Raw genomic sequence first — 14,885 nt, 5'->3', positions numbered from 1 at the left:
TTCCCAGGTGATCCAGTGACTTCGACAGAAAGGGACGGATAGCCGGTGTCGACTCCGTTCTATGTCTCACCCCAGCAGGCGATGGCCGACCGGGCGGAGTATGCCCGCAAGGGCATCGCCCGTGGCCGCAGCCTGGTCGTGCTGCAGTACGCCGACGGCATCGTGTTCGTCGGCGAGAACCCGTCCCGCGCGCTGCACAAGTTCAGCGAGATCTACGACCGGATCGGCTTCGCGGCCGCCGGCAAGTACAACGAGTACGAGAACCTGCGGATCGGCGGTGTGCGCTACGCCGATCTGCGCGGCTACACGTACGACCGTGACGACGTGACCGCCCGTGGTCTCGCCAACGTGTACGCCCAGACGCTGGGCACGATCTTCTCGTCGGCGGCGGAGAAGCCGTACGAGGTGGAGCTGGTGGTCGCCGAGGTCGGCGACACGCCCGACGGCGACCAGATCTACCGGCTGCCGCACGACGGTTCGATCGTGGACGAGCACGGTTCGGTCGCCGTCGGTGGAAATGCCGAGCAGATCAGTACCTATCTGGACACTCAGCACCGGGACGGGATGTCGCTTGCGGCGGCCCTCAAGCTGGCCGTTCAGTCGCTGTCCCGGGAGCCCAACGGCGGCGAGCGGGAGATTCCGGCCGAGCGGCTGGAGGTCGCGGTGCTGGACCGGACGCGACCGCAGAAGCGGAAGTTCAAGCGGATCGTCGGCCGCCAGCTGTCCCGGCTGCTGGAGGCCGGGGGAGCGGAGACCGCCACGGAGGCCGAGGACGCCGACGACGAGAAGTAGAGGTCTGCGTTCGACCTCGCGCCCGCCGGTCGGGTGCTCATACGGAAGGGGCCGCCCCGGTACACACCGGCGCGGCCCCTTCCGTATGCGGGCTTCGGCCCTTCTTACCCGGGTCCGGTGGGCCCGGGCGCGAGGGTGATGGCGTCTAGGTGCCCGGAGGGGCCGTTGAGCCCCGAACGACCAGTTCGACAGGGATGTCCTCCTGGGGCGGTGTGCGGCCGTCCAGGACGGCCAGGAGGGCCTTCATGCCCTGTTCGCCGAAGCGCTCGGCGTCCAGGCGGACCGTCGTCAGTTCCGGGTCGAGGGCGCGGGCCAGGGCGAGGTCGTCCAGGCCGGTGATGGAGATGTCGTCGGGGATGCGCAGGCCGAGGCGGCGGGCCGCCTTGTAGGCGCCGGCGGCCAGTTTGTCGTCGTCGCAGATCACCGCCGTGGGGCGCGGTCCCGGGGCGGAGAGGGCCGTCTGGGCCGCCGCCAGGGCGTCCTCGAAGGAGATGGGCGCCCGGGCGACCCGAAGGCTGGTTCCGGGGACCTCGACGAGGCAGGAGGCCACCTCCCGGGCGCGGACCTCGAAGGTCCAGGACGGGATGTCGGCGGCGAGGTGCAGGAAGCGGCGGTGGCCCAGTTCCAGGAGATGGCCGGTGACCTGGTGTACGCCGTCGGCGATGTCGAGGTTGACGGTCGCCGCGCCCTGGCTGCCGGCCGGGTCGCTGTCGAGCATGACCAGGGGGAGCTGGTCGCCGCGGATCGCGGTGAGGGCGTCTGCGGCCATGGAGGAGGCGATCACGCCGTCGAGGGCGGCCTGGGCGGAGCCGAAGGGGTCGCGGGCGGGGCCGATGCCTTCGGGGGAGGGGTAGAGGACGACGCCGAAGCCGTGCTCGGCGGCCACGCGTGCGGCGCCGGTGTAGACGCCCGCGAAGAACTCCGTGGTGAGTGCGGGGACCACCAGGAGGACCGTGCGGGTGCGGCCGAGGCGGAGGTTGCGGGCGGCCAGGTTCGGGCGGTAGCCGAGCTCCTGGGCCGCGTCCCGGACGCGTTCCGCCGTCGCCGCGGAGACCCGGCCGCGCCACTTGTCGCCCAGCACCAGGGAGACGGCCGCCTGGGAGACCCCGGCGGCCTCGGCGACGTCCCGGCTGGTGGGGCGCGTACTACCTCTTGCCACCGTCGGCCTGCTCCTTCGTCTGGACTCCCGGACAGCGCACATGGTACGTATGGAAGGAGGCGTTATACGTAACACTTGAACGTCGCGCACTACTGGAAGGGCATGCCATGGCCGCGGGATACCTGGAGATCCTCAGGGCGAGGCACGCCGCCCGGCTGCTCGTCGGCACCCTCGTGGGGCGGCTGCCGAACGCCACCGCGGCCATCGCCGTCGTGCTGTTCGTGCGGGCCGAGGGCGGCACGTACAGCCTGGCGGGCGCGCTCGCCGCCGTGTACGGGGTGGCCAACGCGGTGGGACAGCCGCTGCTCGGCCGGCTCGTGGACCTCTACGGGCAACCGCGGGTGCAGCTGCCCGCGGCGGTCGTCTCGGCCCTCGGGATGGTCGTCTTCGCCTTCGCCGGGACGGACCAGCCGGGCCTCGCCTGCGCCGCGATGGCCGTGGCCGGGCTCTTCACGCCTCCTCTGGAGGGCGGCCTGCGGGCCTTGTGGCCCTCCGTCCTGCGCAGGGAGGAGCAGGTGCACACGGCCTACGCGATGGACGCCGTGGCGCAGGAAGTCATGTTCACCGTCGGGCCTTTGCTGGTGACCCTGTGCGTCTCGCTCTGGTCCGCGCGGGCGGCGCTGCTGATCCTGAGCGTCATCGGCGTCCTGGGTGCCCTCTCCGTGGTTCTCTCGCCGCCCTCGCGCGCGTGGCGTTCGGCCCCGCGCGAGGCGCACTGGCTCGGTGCCCTGCGCTCGCCGGGGCTGCTGGCCCTGCTCGGGGCCTTCCTGTTCGTCGGGATCGCGCTCGGCTCGATCACGGTCGCCGCGCTGTCGTACGCCGACGCGCACGGCGGGGACGCGGTGTACGGCTGGCTGATGGCGGGCATCGGCCTCGGTGCGCTGCTGGGCGGCCTGGTCTACGGCGCGCGTCAGTGGCGCGGGGCTCCGGAGCGGCGACTGCGGGTGCTCGTCGCCCTGCTGGCGGTGTGTTACGTCCCGCTGATGCTGGTGCCCGGTCCGGTCGCCATGACGGCTCTGGCCACCCTCGCCGGGGTGTTCCTCGCGCCCTGCATCGCCTGTGCCTTCGTCCTGGTGGACCGGCATGCTCCGGCCGGTACCGTCACCGAGGCTTTCTCCTGGCTTGTGACGACGTTCACCGTGGGCGCGTCGGTCGGAACGGGCCTCGCGGGGCCCGTCGTCGAGTGGGGCGGGGCGGCCCGGGGCTTCGCCGTTCCGGGGGTCGCGGGCGCGGCCGCGCTGGTGGTTCTGCTGGCCACGGGCCGGGTCCTCGCAGCTACCGGGAGGGGCGCGGTCGTTGCGGTCTCATCGGAAAATGATCCAAACCGAGCCGTCGAACCCCGTTTCAGCTCAGGGGATCGGGCGTAATGTTCAGTCATGGACCGCCGCATTTTCGGGCTGGAGAACGAGTACGGCGTCACGTGTACGTTCAGGGGACAGCGCCGCCTGTCTCCCGACGAGGTGGCGCGGTACCTCTTCCGCCGTGTCGTGTCATGGGGCCGCAGCAGCAATGTCTTTCTGCGGAACGGTGCCCGCCTTTATCTCGACGTGGGATCACATCCGGAATACGCGACACCCGAATGTGACAACGTGACGGAACTCGTCACCCACGACAAGGCCGGCGAGCGCATTCTCGAAGGACTCCTGGTGGACGCCGAACGACGCCTGCACGAGGAAGGAATCGCGGGCGACGTCTATCTGTTCAAGAACAACACCGACTCGGCAGGCAACTCCTACGGATGCCACGAGAACTATCTGGTGGCCCGGCACGGGGAGTTCTCCCGACTCGCGGACATCCTCATTCCGTTCCTCGTCACGAGGCAGCTGCTGTGCGGTGCCGGCAAGGTGCTGCAGACTCCGCGCGGTGCCGTGTACTGCGTCAGCCAGCGAGCCGAGCACATCTGGGAGGGTGTCAGCTCCGCGACGACCCGCTCCCGGCCCATCATCAACACGCGTGACGAGCCGCACGCGGACGCCGAGCGCTACCGCCGACTGCATGTCATCGTCGGCGACTCGAACATGTCCGAGACGACCATGCTCCTCAAGGTCGGTGCCACCGACCTCGTGCTGCGCATGATCGAGGCGGGCACCGTCATGCGCGACCTCACCCTGGAGAACCCCATCCGGGCGATCCGCGAGGTCAGCCACGACATCACGGGCCGGCGCAAGGTGCGCCTGGCCAGTGGCCGCGAGGCCTCCGCGCTCGAGGTGCAGCGCGAGTACTACGAGAAGGCCGTGGATTTCTGCGAGCGCCGCGGCATCCGTACGGGAACGGTCGAACAGGTCCTCGAACTGTGGGGTCGTGTGCTCGACTCGATCGAGGCCGAGGACCTCGACCGGATCGGCACCGAGATCGACTGGGTCATGAAGTACCAGCTCATCGAGCGGTACCGGGCCAAGCACAACATGACCATGTCGCACCCCCGGGTCGCGCAGATAGACCTCGCCTACCACGACATCCACCGTCGTCGTGGCCTCTACTACCTGCTGGAGAGGAAGGGGCAAGCCGCGCGGATCTGCAACGACTTGAAGATCTTCGAGGGCAAGTCCGTGCCGCCGCAGACCACTCGGGCGCGGCTGCGCGGTGACTTCATCCGACGTGCTCAGGAACAGCGCCGGGACTTCACCGTCGACTGGGTGCACCTGAAGCTGAACGACCAGGCGCAGCGCACGGTGTTGTGCAAGGACCCGTTCCGTTCGGTGGACGACCGGGTGGAGAAGCTCATCGCCGGAATGTGAGCCGGGAGTTCCGCGGGTTAAGCGGAACGCAACGCGGGGCGCCGTACGTTTTCCGTACGGCGCCCTTCTCACGTCGTAGAGTTGCGCGCACGCCATCAACCAAGATCGACCGATACGAGGCCCCCACCGTGCGCCGACGCTCACTCCTTCTCTCCGTACCCGCTGGACTGGTCACACTCGCCGGATGCGGTGACGACGGCAAGTCAGACACGGCCAAGTCCAGCAGCAGCCCGTCGCCTTCGGCCTCCGCTGCGGCCTCTGCGCCGCCTCCGCCGAAGATCGTCGACGGCCCGCTGCCGGCGATCACCGCCGGTACGAAGTTCGGTGAGAAGCCGACCGTGGCCAAGGGCACGGGGGAGCCCTCGAAGGACCTCGCGGTCAGGACGGTCATCGCGGGCGGCGGTCAGACGGTCGCGGAGAACGACTACATCCAGGCGAACTACCTGGGTCAGATCTGGGCCACGGCGAAGGTCTTCGACAACTCCTACGACCGCAAGACGCCGCTGGTCATCCAGCTCGCGCAGGGCGGCATCATCGACGGCTGGCGTTACGCACTGGTGGGCAAGAAGGCTGGCAGCCGCGTCGAGATGTCCATCCCCCCGACCTGGGGTTACGGCACGCAGGGCAACGCGCAGGCGGGCATCAAGGGCACCGACACGCTGGTGTTCGTCGTCGACATCGAGAACACGTTCAACTCGAAGAGTTCCGCCAAGGGCAAGAACGTCGCGCAGAGCGACGCCGCGCTGCCGAAGGTCGGGACGAACACGAACGGTGACGCCCCCACGATCACGGTACCGAAGTCGGACCCTCCCACGGCGCTCGTGGCGAACTATGTGATCGAGGGCGACGGCGACGAGGTCAAGGCCGACAGCAGCGTCCTGGTGCAGTACGAGGGCGTGCTCTGGGACAGCGGCAAGGAGTTCGACTCCACGTACAAGCGGGGTCAGCTGACGTCGTTCGGGCTGCAGCAGGTCGTCAAGGGCTGGGCGCAGGGGCTGACCGGCAAGAAGGTGGGCAGCCGCGTTCTCATCGTGATCCCGCCGAAGCTGGGCTACGGCGACAAGCCGCCGGCCGGCAGCGGTATCGAGAAGGACTCCACTCTCGTCTTCTCGGTCGACATCCTGGCGAAGATGTAGATCCCTCGGTGATGTAAGACTGTCAGCGTTGCCCATACGTACACAAGCAGGAGCAAAGACGTGAGCATCGAGAAGCCCGAGATCGACTTCCCGGGCGGCGAGCCCCCGGCGGACCTCGAGATCAAGGACATCTGGGAGGGTGACGGCGCGGTCGCCAAGGCCGGCGACTTCGTCAAGGTCCACTACGTGGGCGTGGCCTTCTCCACCGGCGAGGAGTTCGACGCCTCCTGGAACCGCGGCGCCCCGCTGTCGTTCCAGCTCGGCGTCGGCCAGGTCATCAGCGGCTGGGACAAGGGCGTGCAGGGCATGAAGGTCGGCGGTCGCCGCCAGCTGGTCATCCCCGCGCACCTCGCGTACGGCGACCGCGGCGCGGGTGCCGCCATCGCTCCCGGCGAGACGCTGATCTTCGTCTGCGACCTGGTCGCGGTCTGAGGATGGCATCGGACCGCGTTCCGGTCCGGTCGTCAGGAAGAACGGATCATGGAGAGCGGATCATGGACAATGGGTCCGGTCCGATCTTCGTACGCCGCATGATCAGGGTCTGACCGGATCTGATCATCTGGGGCCCATGCCTGTCCGGGCATGGGCCCTCGGCTTTTGCCGCGACACTCCGGAGCGGTACGGTCATCGGTCGGAAGCACCATAGGAAGGGCGTCGATGGCCATTGCCAAGGCCGAGCGGCTGATGAACCTCGCACTGTGTCTGCTCGGGACGCGGCGGCCGCTCAGCAAGCGCGAACTCCGCGAGTCCATCGAGGCCTATCTGGAAGCCGGGTCGGACGACTCCTTCAACCGGATGTTCGAGCGGGACAAGGACGATCTGCGCGAACTCGGCCTGGTCATCGAGACGGTGGAGAACCTCGACGGCGAGGTCGGCTATCTCGCCCGCCGCGACAGCAACCGCCTGCCGCCGATCACCCTCGACGCCGAGGAGGCCGCGGCCCTCGGTCTGGCCGCCAAGGTCTGGCAGCAGGCCCGGCTGGCCGGTGCCGCGAGCGGCGCGCTGCAGAAGCTGCGTGCCGCGGGTCTGCCCGAGGACGTGGACCCGTACGGGGCGCACGGTGCCCTGGAGCCGCACATCCCCGTCCACGAGGCCGCCTTCGAGCCCCTGATGCTCGCCTGCCGAGACCGCCGCCCGGTCGTCTTCGACTACCGCAAGGCCACGGCCGCGCACCCCGAGACCCGGCATGTCGAGCCCTGGGCCCTGGAGTGCTGGCGCGGCCACTGGTATCTCGCGGGCTGGGACCGTGACCGTGCCGCCGAGCGCGTCTTCCGGCTCTCCCGGATCACCGGCAAGGTCCGTGCGCGTGCCGGCCGGTACACGGCCGAGGTCCCCGATGTCGTCACCGTGCGCGAGACGGTCGCCGGCTGGGCGGGGGAGATCACCGACCGCTCAGCGCTGATCCGGCTGCGTTCCGGCTCGGGCTACCCGCTGCGGGCCAAGGCCGTCTCCGTGCGGGAACTGGGCGGCGGCTGGGACGAGTTGGAGATTCCGTACGGGCACGGACTGGACGCCTGGCTCGTCGAGTTCGGGCCGGACGTCGTGGTCGTGGAGCCCGCCGAACTGCGGGCCGATGTGGTCGACCGGCTGCGCGCCGTGGCCAAGGGCTGAGGGGAAAAGTAAGAAAGTGGCAGGAAAACCGGCCAGGCCCACGAACGCGATCGACCAGACCCGGCGGATGCTCTCCCTGGTGACGTATCTGCGCGAGCGCCCCGGCGCCCGTGTCAGCGATGTCGCCCGTGCCTTCGGGATCACCGAGGACGAGCTGATCTCCGACCTCGACGTGCTGCCGCTGTGCGGGACCAGCTTCCGCGGCGGGGATCTGCTCGACATCGACACCGACGGCGACCGGATCTGGTGGCACAACCCCGACGACGTCGCCGAGCCGCTGCGGATCGCCGCCGACGAGGCGACCGCGCTGCTGGTGGCCGCCCGCGCGGTGTCCACCCTGCCCGGCCTGCGCGAGGGCGACCGGCAGGCGCTGCTGCGGGCCACCGCCAAGGTGGAGGCCGCCTCGGGCGAGGCGGCGGGGGCCAGCTCCCGGCTGTCGGTGACCTTCGAGTCCGAGGGCGGTGTCTTCGCCGACGTGGACCGGGCGATCTCCGAGCGGCGCCGACTGTGGATCCGCTACTACTCGCCCTCGCGGGACGAGCTGAGCGAACGCGAGATCGACCCGATCCGCCTGGTCAGCGTCGGTCACACCTACGTGGAGGCATGGTGCCGCCGCTCCGAGGCGCGCCGTACCTTCCGGCTCGACCGGGTCGCCGAGATCCGCATCCTGGACGAGCCGTCCGCGCCGCCCGAGGTCGAGCTGCGGGACCTCTCCGAGGGGCTGGTCCAGCCCGCGGCCGAGGACCCCGAGGTGGTCGTCGAGGTCGGTCCGGGCGGGCGCTGGGTCGCCGAGTACTACCCGCACGACAGCGCGGATGAGCTGCCGGACGGCGGGCTGCGTATCACCCTGCGGACCCCCGATCCCACGTCGCTGCGGCGGCTGGCCCTGCGCCTCGGCGGTGACGGCCGGATCGTCTCGCCGCAGGACCTCGCGGACAGCGCCCGGAGTGCGGCCCGCGAGGCGCTCGCCGCCTACGACGGGCCGGCCGGGCTCGAAGGGGTCGAGGACAGGCCGTACGAGGGGCGGGAGCAAGGGCTTTGAACACGTCGTCGATGTCTGGTGCGCCGGGAAGGCCGGGTGCCTCGGAGAAGTCGGGTGCCGTGCTGCGGGCGGGGACGCCGGGACGCGCCGGGGCGCCCTCGGGTACGCCGGGGACGCAGGGACGGACCGGGTTGCCCTCGGGCGCGCCGGGGATGTCCGGACGGACCGGTTCGCCCTCGGGGGCGCCGGAGATGTCGGTCGGGACGGCCTTCGCCGGGATGCGAAGGGTGGTCGAGGTGATGTTCAAGGCCGCCTGCCCCGACTGCCGGGCCGGCTTCGAGCTCACGCCGGGCGCCCTGCGCCTGGCCATCGGCGCCAGCAGCCGCACCACGTTCTACTCGTTCACGTGCCCCGCGTGCGGTTCCGCCGTCCGCAAGCCCGCGGGGGAACGCATCGTCGAACTGCTCACCGGGGGCGGGGTCCGCACACTGCGGGTGCACTCCACCCTCTAGGGTCGTCTTCATGTTCTGGCCGATGTTTGCGATCGCCGCGGGTTTCCTGGGAATCACGGTTCTCGGAGTTCTCGCCGTCCGTGTCTTCCTGGAAGCGGAGCGTCTGGGCCGACAGGTGGCCGACTCCGCGCACCGTATCGGCACGGCCTCCGACGACCTGGAACGGGCCGCTGTCAGGGCCGCACGCTCTATGGATGCGGTATGAGTCGTTCCATGGATGCGCAATGAGTCACGCCAGCCTGTCGACTTCATGTCGGGGCCAGGTACGCTCAGGGGCGCGGCCCGGAGAATGAGGCGCGGGCCGCGAACTGGGAGTACGCACAGGGATTCCCCCGCGTTCACCCCTGAGCGTTACGATCGCTGACATCAAGATGATCGGACACATGTCCGACCCATCGGACAGCACCCCGACCATGCAGCCTCGGTGAGAAGGTAAAGACTTATGTTCGGAAGGCTCGGAGCTCCCGAGATCATTCTCATCCTCGTCGTCATCATCCTGCTGTTCGGCGCGAAGAAGCTTCCGGACATGGCGCGCTCCCTCGGCAAGTCCGCCCGGATCCTCAAGAGCGAGGCGAAGGCGATGAAGGAAGAGGGCAGCACCCCGGCCCCGGCCGGCCCGCCCAGCACCGACGAGCAGACTCCCGCTCAGCGCACCATCCAGGCCGCTCCCGGCGACGTGACCAGCTCGCGCCCGGTCAACGAGCCGACGGACACGACCCAGCGCTGACGCAGGGCCGGTGACATCCGGCCCGCCGCATGAGATGAGGATGTGGGTTGCTCAAGTCTGCCCGCAACACGGAGAGGGATCCCGAGGGGCGCATGCCCCTCGCGGACCATCTTCGCGAGCTCCGCAACCGGCTCGCGAAGGCGGTGCTGGCCATCGTCATAGTGACGATCGTCACAGCCTTCTACTACAACAGCATCATCAACTTCTTCACCAAGCCGGTCCTGGACTCCATCGGGTGTCCGGAGACCTTCGCCGAGCTGGCGAAGCAGCCCAAGAACCATCAGTGCGCGCAGATCACCATCAACGGTCTGCTCGCCCCGTTCACCCTGGCGCTGAAGGTCTCCCTGATGGCGGGCGTCGTGCTCGCCTCGCCGGTCTGGCTCTACCAGCTCTGGGCGTTCGTCGCGCCGGGTCTGCACAAGAGTGAGAAGAAGTACGCGTACGCGTTCGTCGGCACGGGCGTTCCGCTCTTCTTCGGCGGCGCCTTCTTCGCCTACAAGGTGCTCCCCACCACGGCGAAGGTGCTGATGCAGTTCACGCCGAGCGGCGTGAAGAACCTTCTGCCGCTGGACGACCTGCTCGACCTGGTCACGCGCATGGTGGTGGTCTTCGGTCTCTCCTTCGAGCTGCCGCTGCTCCTGGTGATGCTCAACCTCACGGGCATCCTCACCGGTCAGCGCATGCTCGGCTGGTGGCGCGGAATGATCATCGGCATCACGGTCTTCGCCGCCGTGGCCACTCCCAGCACCGATCCGCTGACGATGCTGGCGCTCGCCGGGCCGATCTGGATCCTGTACTTCGGCGCGGTCGTGTTCTCGTTGCTCAACGACCGGCGCAAGCGTCGGCGCGCCGAGTCCGGGCCGGCCGACGACGAGGCGTCCGACCTCGACCTCACCCCCGAGGATATCGGCGGCATCGAGAACGTGACGGCTTCCCGGACCCTTCCGGAGCAGGCCAGCACGGACCGGGTCAACGGTTATGACGACGTGACCTGACGAAGCCCGGGACCTCGTAGGGTCACCCTGTGACCAGCGAGATCACCCTCTTCGTCAACCCCACCGCGGGCCGCGGCCGGGGCGCCCGAGCGGCGCTGCCGGCCGCTTCCGCTTTGCGTGCCGCGGGATTCTCCGTCCGCACGGTCCTCGGCGAGGACGCGGCGGACGCCCTGGCGCGGGCGCGCGAGGCGGTCGCGGGCGGCACCGGCGCACTTGTCGCGGTCGGCGGCGACGGCATGGCGAACCTCGCTCTCCAGGCCGTCGCCGGGACCCGAACCCCGTTCGGCCTGGTCGCCGCCGGGACCGGCAACGACTTCGCGCGCGCCCTCGGCCTGCCCGTGGGCGACCCGGCGGCCGCGGGGCGACTGATCGCCGACGGCCTCAAGAGCGACCGGCTGCGTGATGTCGACCTGGGCCGGGTGAACGGCACCTGGTTCGGCACCGTCCTCGCCTCCGGGTTCGACTCCCGGGTCAACGACCGCGGGAACCGGATGCGCCTGCCCGCAGGCCGCTTCAAGTACGACGTCGCCATGCTCGCCGAACTGGCAGCCTTCCGGCCCTTCCCGTACCGCATCACGCTGGACGACGGCGAGACCCGGGAGATCGAGGCGACGCTCGTGGCCGTCGGCAACGGATCGTCGTACGGCGGCGGCATGAGGATCTGCCCCGGCGCCGACCTCGGTGACGGGCTGTTCGACATCACGGTGGTCGGGGACTGCACCCGCACGACGCTGCTCAAGATCTTCCCCAGGGTCTACCGGGGCACCCACGTCGACCATCCCGTAGTGAGTGTCCACCGGGCGGCCCGGGTCGAGCTCCTCGCCGAGGGCATCACCGGCTACGCCGACGGGGAGCCGCTCGGGCCGCTGCCCCTCGTAGCGGAGTGCATACCGGCAGCCGTACGCGTCGCACTTCCCTGAGCTGCGGGGATCCGAGGTTTCTCGGCATCTGATAAGGATAATGATCGTCCTCATGTCAGTGGCTCCCGGTAGTCTCGAAAGCACGATGACAGAGGACCTCTCACCGGCCGAGCGGTATGCAGCAGCACGCAGGCGCGCTGTCGAGCAGGCCACCGCGCTCGCCTCCTTCCGCGAGATGTACGACTTCGGCCTCGACCCCTTCCAGATCGAGGCCTGCCGGGCGCTCGAAGCGGGCAAGGGCGTGCTGGTGGCGGCGCCCACCGGCTCGGGCAAGACGATCGTCGGCGAGTTCGCCGTCCACCTCGCCCTCCAGCAGGGCAAGAAGTGCTTCTACACGACACCGATCAAGGCACTCTCCAACCAGAAGTACGCCGACCTGTGCCGCCGTTACGGCGCGGACAAGGTCGGCCTGCTCACCGGCGACAACAGCGTCAACTCCGAGGCCCCGGTGGTCGTCATGACCACCGAAGTCCTGCGCAACATGCTGTACGCGGGCTCGCAGACCCTCCTCGGACTCGGCTATGTGGTGATGGACGAGGTGCACTACCTCTCCGACCGCTTCCGCGGCGCCGTCTGGGAGGAAGTGATCATTCACCTCCCCGAGTCGGTGACCCTGGTGTCGCTGTCGGCGACCGTGTCGAACGCCGAGGAGTTCGGCGACTGGCTGGACACCGTGCGCGGCGACACCCAGGTGATCGTCTCCGAGCACCGGCCCGTCCCGCTGTTCCAGCACGTGCTGGCCGGACGGCGGATGTACGACCTCTTCGAGGAGGGCGAGGGCCAGCGCAAGGCCGTCAACCCCGACCTCACGCGCATGGCGCGCATGGAGGCGAGCCGTCCGTCGTACCAGGACCGTAAACGGGGCCGCGCGATGCGCGAGGCCGACCGGGAGCGTGAGCGCAGACAGCGTTCGCGCATCTGGACGCCCGGCCGTCCCGAGGTCATCGAGCGGCTCGACGCCGAAGGACTCCTGCCCGCCATCACGTTCATCTTCAGCCGCGCGGCCTGCGAGGCCGCCGTGCAGCAGTGCCTCTACGCAGGTCTGCGGCTGAACGACGACGCGGCGCGTGCGCGCGTCCGTGAACTCGTCGAGGAGCGCACCGCCTCCATCCCGGACGAGGACCTGCACGTCCTCGGCTACTTCGAATGGCTGGAGGGCCTGGAGCGCGGCATCGCGGCCCACCACGCGGGCATGCTGCCCACCTTCAAGGAGGTCGTCGAGGAACTCTTCGTCCGCGGCCTCGTCAAGGCGGTCTTCGCGACGGAGACCCTGGCGCTGGGCATCAACATGCCTGCCCGTTCGGTGGTGTTGGAGAAGCTCGTCAAGTGGAACGGCGAGCAGCACGCCGACATCACCCCCGGCGAGTACACCCAGCTGACCGGCCGCGCCGGCCGCCGCGGCATCGACGTCGAGGGTCACGCGGTCGTGCTGTGGCAGCGCGGCTTCAGCCCCGAACACCTCGCGGGACTCGCGGGCACCCGCACCTATCCGCTGCGCTCCAGCTTCAAGCCGTCGTACAACATGGCGGTCAACCTGGTCGAGCAGTTCGGGCGGCACCGCTCGCGCGAGCTGCTGGAGACGTCCTTCGCGCAGTTCCAGGCCGACAAGTCGGTCGTCGGGATCTCCCGGCAGGTACAGCGCAACGAGGAGGGTCTCGAGGGCTACAAGGAGTCCATGACCTGCCACCTCGGGGACTTCGACGCGTACATGGGGCTGCGCCGCGAACTCAAGGACCGCGAGACCGACCTGGCGCGGCAGGGCATGTCGCAGCGCCGTGCCGAAGCGGCCGTCGCCCTGGAGAAGTTGAAGCCGGGTGACGTGATCCATGTGCCGACCGGCAAGTATGCCGGGCTCGCGCTGGTGCTGGACCCAGGGCTGCCCGCCGGCAGGTCGAACGGCCACCGGGGCTTCGAGCAGCACGACGGCCCGCGCCCGCTGGTGCTCACCGCCGAGCGCCAGGTGAAGCGGCTGGCCTCGATGGACTTCCCGGTGCCGGTCGAGGCGTTCGACCGGATGCGCATCCCCAAGTCGTTCAACCCGCGCTCGCCGCAGTCCCGTCGGGACCTGGCGTCCGCTCTGCGCACCAAGGCCGGGCACATCGTCCCGGACCGGCACCGCAAGAGGCGCTCCGAGGCCGCCGACGACCGTGAGATCGCCCGGCTGCGCACGGCGATCCGCGCGCACCCCTGCCACGGGTGCAACGACCGCGAGGACCACGCCCGTTGGGCCGAGCGCTACCACCGCCTGCAGCGTGACACCTCGCAGCTGGAGCGCCGTATCGAGGGCCGGACGAACACCATCGCCCGCACCTTCGACCGGATCGTCGCCCTCCTCACCGAGCTGGACTATCTGCGCGCCGACGATGTCACCGAGCACGGCAAGCGGCTCGCCCGGCTGTACGGCGAACTCGACCTGCTCGCCAGCGAATGTCTGCGCGCCGGCATCTGGGACGGCCTCTCCCCGGCCGAACTGGCCGCCTGCGTCTCGGCGTTGGTGTACGAGTCCAGGGTCGCCGACGACGCGATGGCGCCGAAGGTGCCGTCCGGCAAGGCCAAGGCCGCGCTCGGCGAGATGGTGCGCATCTGGGGCCGTCTCGACGCGCTGGAGGAGGACTTCGGGATCAACCAGACCGAGGGCGTCGGGCAGCGGGAGCCGGACCTCGGATTCGCCTGGGCCGCCCACGAGTGGGCTTCCGGCAAGGGCCTCGACGAAGTGCTGCGCGAGGCCGAGATGCCCGCCGGTGACTTCGTGCGCTGGTGCAAGCAGGTCATCGACGTCCTCGGCCAGATCGCGGCCGCCGCGCCCGTCTCGGGCGGCGGGAACTCTACGGTCGCGAAGAACGCGCGCAAGGCGGTCGACGCGTTGCTGCGCGGGGTGGTGGCCTACTCGTCGGTGGGCTGACGACCGGCGCCCTGGCCGTCGGTGAGCCGAGTCGACGTGGCCGGTGGCGTGCCGACCTCCCGTCCGGGAGGCGGCGCCCCACCGGCCACGCCTGTTTCTGCGGGGTGCGGGCGGCGATTCAGCTCCCGCCCCGGCGGGGTGCGGCCGAGGGCTCCGCGCCGGTTTTCGACGGGGTGCACCCGGCGGCCGGCTCCGGTCCCGGTGGGGTGCGGTCGGCGGCTCGGCGTCTGTCTTCGGCGTGCTGCGGCCTGCGGCTTCGCTCGCGTCTCGGCGGGGTGTATCCGGCGGTCCCGAGCCCGTGTCGGTGGGGTGCGGCGTACGGCTCCGTGTCTGTCTTCGGCGTGCTGCGGTCCGCGGCTTCGCTCGCGTCTCGGCGGGGTGTATCCGGCGGTCCCGAGCCCGTGTCGGTGG

14 protein-coding genes are annotated in these 14,885 nt (G+C 69.9%); 13 read left to right on the top strand and 1 reads right to left on the bottom strand.

The features are described from left to right. The first annotated feature begins 45 nt into the window (after window positions 1-45). Entirely contained in the window at window positions 46-792 is a 747-nt protein-coding gene (gene prcA, locus ACZ4N5_RS09820) for a proteasome subunit alpha (RefSeq protein WP_328556497.1), read from the top strand. Between the two features lie 145 nt (window positions 793-937). Here the strand turns inward: prcA and ACZ4N5_RS09815 are convergent, their stop codons facing one another. Continuing rightward, a complete protein-coding gene (locus ACZ4N5_RS09815; protein ID WP_467756577.1) occupies window positions 938-1,951 on the bottom strand; it encodes a LacI family DNA-binding transcriptional regulator in 1,014 nt (337 codons plus the stop codon). Between the two features lie 107 nt (window positions 1,952-2,058). Here ACZ4N5_RS09815 and ACZ4N5_RS09810 point away from each other — a divergent pair, with 107 nt between their 5' ends. The 12 genes from ACZ4N5_RS09810 to ACZ4N5_RS09755 all read left to right on the top strand — a co-directional run bounded on the left by ACZ4N5_RS09810 (window position 2,059) and on the right by ACZ4N5_RS09755 (window position 14,474). Next, entirely contained in the window at window positions 2,059-3,318 is a 1,260-nt protein-coding gene (locus tag ACZ4N5_RS09810) for an MFS transporter (protein WP_467756576.1), read from the top strand. A 9-nt stretch (window positions 3,319-3,327) separates the two neighbouring features. Beyond that, window positions 3,328-4,689, top strand: a complete 1,362-nt coding sequence (gene pafA, locus ACZ4N5_RS09805; protein ID WP_019066118.1) for a Pup--protein ligase — start codon at window positions 3,328-3,330, stop codon at window positions 4,687-4,689. Window positions 4,690-4,817: 128 nt separating this feature from the next. Next, a complete protein-coding gene (locus tag ACZ4N5_RS09800) occupies window positions 4,818-5,825 on the top strand; it encodes an FKBP-type peptidyl-prolyl cis-trans isomerase (RefSeq protein WP_467756575.1) in 1,008 nt (335 codons plus the stop codon). A 60-nt stretch (window positions 5,826-5,885) separates the two neighbouring features. Then, window positions 5,886-6,257: an FKBP-type peptidyl-prolyl cis-trans isomerase gene (locus ACZ4N5_RS09795; RefSeq protein ID WP_467756574.1), complete on the top strand. Its 372-nt coding sequence runs from the start codon at window positions 5,886-5,888 to the stop codon at window positions 6,255-6,257. A gap of 225 nt (window positions 6,258-6,482) precedes the next feature. Continuing rightward, window positions 6,483-7,436 carry a helix-turn-helix transcriptional regulator gene (locus tag ACZ4N5_RS09790; RefSeq protein WP_467756573.1) on the top strand — a complete coding sequence of 318 codons (954 nt, stop codon included), beginning with the start codon at window positions 6,483-6,485 and terminating at the stop codon, window positions 7,434-7,436. 16 nt (window positions 7,437-7,452) lie between these two features. Then, a complete protein-coding gene (locus ACZ4N5_RS09785; RefSeq protein WP_355839830.1) occupies window positions 7,453-8,478 on the top strand; it encodes a helix-turn-helix transcriptional regulator in 1,026 nt (341 codons plus the stop codon). A 191-nt stretch (window positions 8,479-8,669) separates the two neighbouring features. Continuing rightward, on the top strand, window positions 8,670-8,930 hold the full coding sequence (locus ACZ4N5_RS09780) for a hypothetical protein (protein WP_467756572.1): 261 nt from the start codon (window positions 8,670-8,672) through the stop codon (window positions 8,928-8,930). 10 nt (window positions 8,931-8,940) lie between these two features. After that, on the top strand, window positions 8,941-9,135 hold the full coding sequence (locus ACZ4N5_RS09775; protein WP_467756571.1) for a hypothetical protein: 195 nt from the start codon (window positions 8,941-8,943) through the stop codon (window positions 9,133-9,135). Window positions 9,136-9,372: 237 nt separating this feature from the next. After that, complete coding sequence (gene tatA, locus ACZ4N5_RS09770) at window positions 9,373-9,657, top strand: Sec-independent protein translocase subunit TatA (RefSeq protein WP_467756570.1); 285 nt, start codon at window positions 9,373-9,375, stop codon at window positions 9,655-9,657. A gap of 47 nt (window positions 9,658-9,704) precedes the next feature. Next, entirely contained in the window at window positions 9,705-10,652 is a 948-nt protein-coding gene (gene tatC / locus ACZ4N5_RS09765; RefSeq protein ID WP_467756569.1) for a twin-arginine translocase subunit TatC, read from the top strand. A gap of 29 nt (window positions 10,653-10,681) precedes the next feature. Next, window positions 10,682-11,572 carry a diacylglycerol kinase gene (locus ACZ4N5_RS09760; RefSeq protein WP_467756568.1) on the top strand — a complete coding sequence of 297 codons (891 nt, stop codon included), beginning with the start codon at window positions 10,682-10,684 and terminating at the stop codon, window positions 11,570-11,572. Window positions 11,573-11,612: 40 nt separating this feature from the next. After that, complete coding sequence (locus ACZ4N5_RS09755) at window positions 11,613-14,474, top strand: DEAD/DEAH box helicase (RefSeq protein WP_467756567.1); 2,862 nt, start codon at window positions 11,613-11,615, stop codon at window positions 14,472-14,474. The last annotated feature ends 411 nt before the right edge of the window (window positions 14,475-14,885 follow it).

The sequence above is a fragment of the Streptomyces sp. NPDC026500 genome (assembly GCF_055567635.1).
The sequence above is the reverse complement of the archived record's forward strand: the minus strand, read 5'-3'. Positions and strand labels throughout refer to the sequence as shown.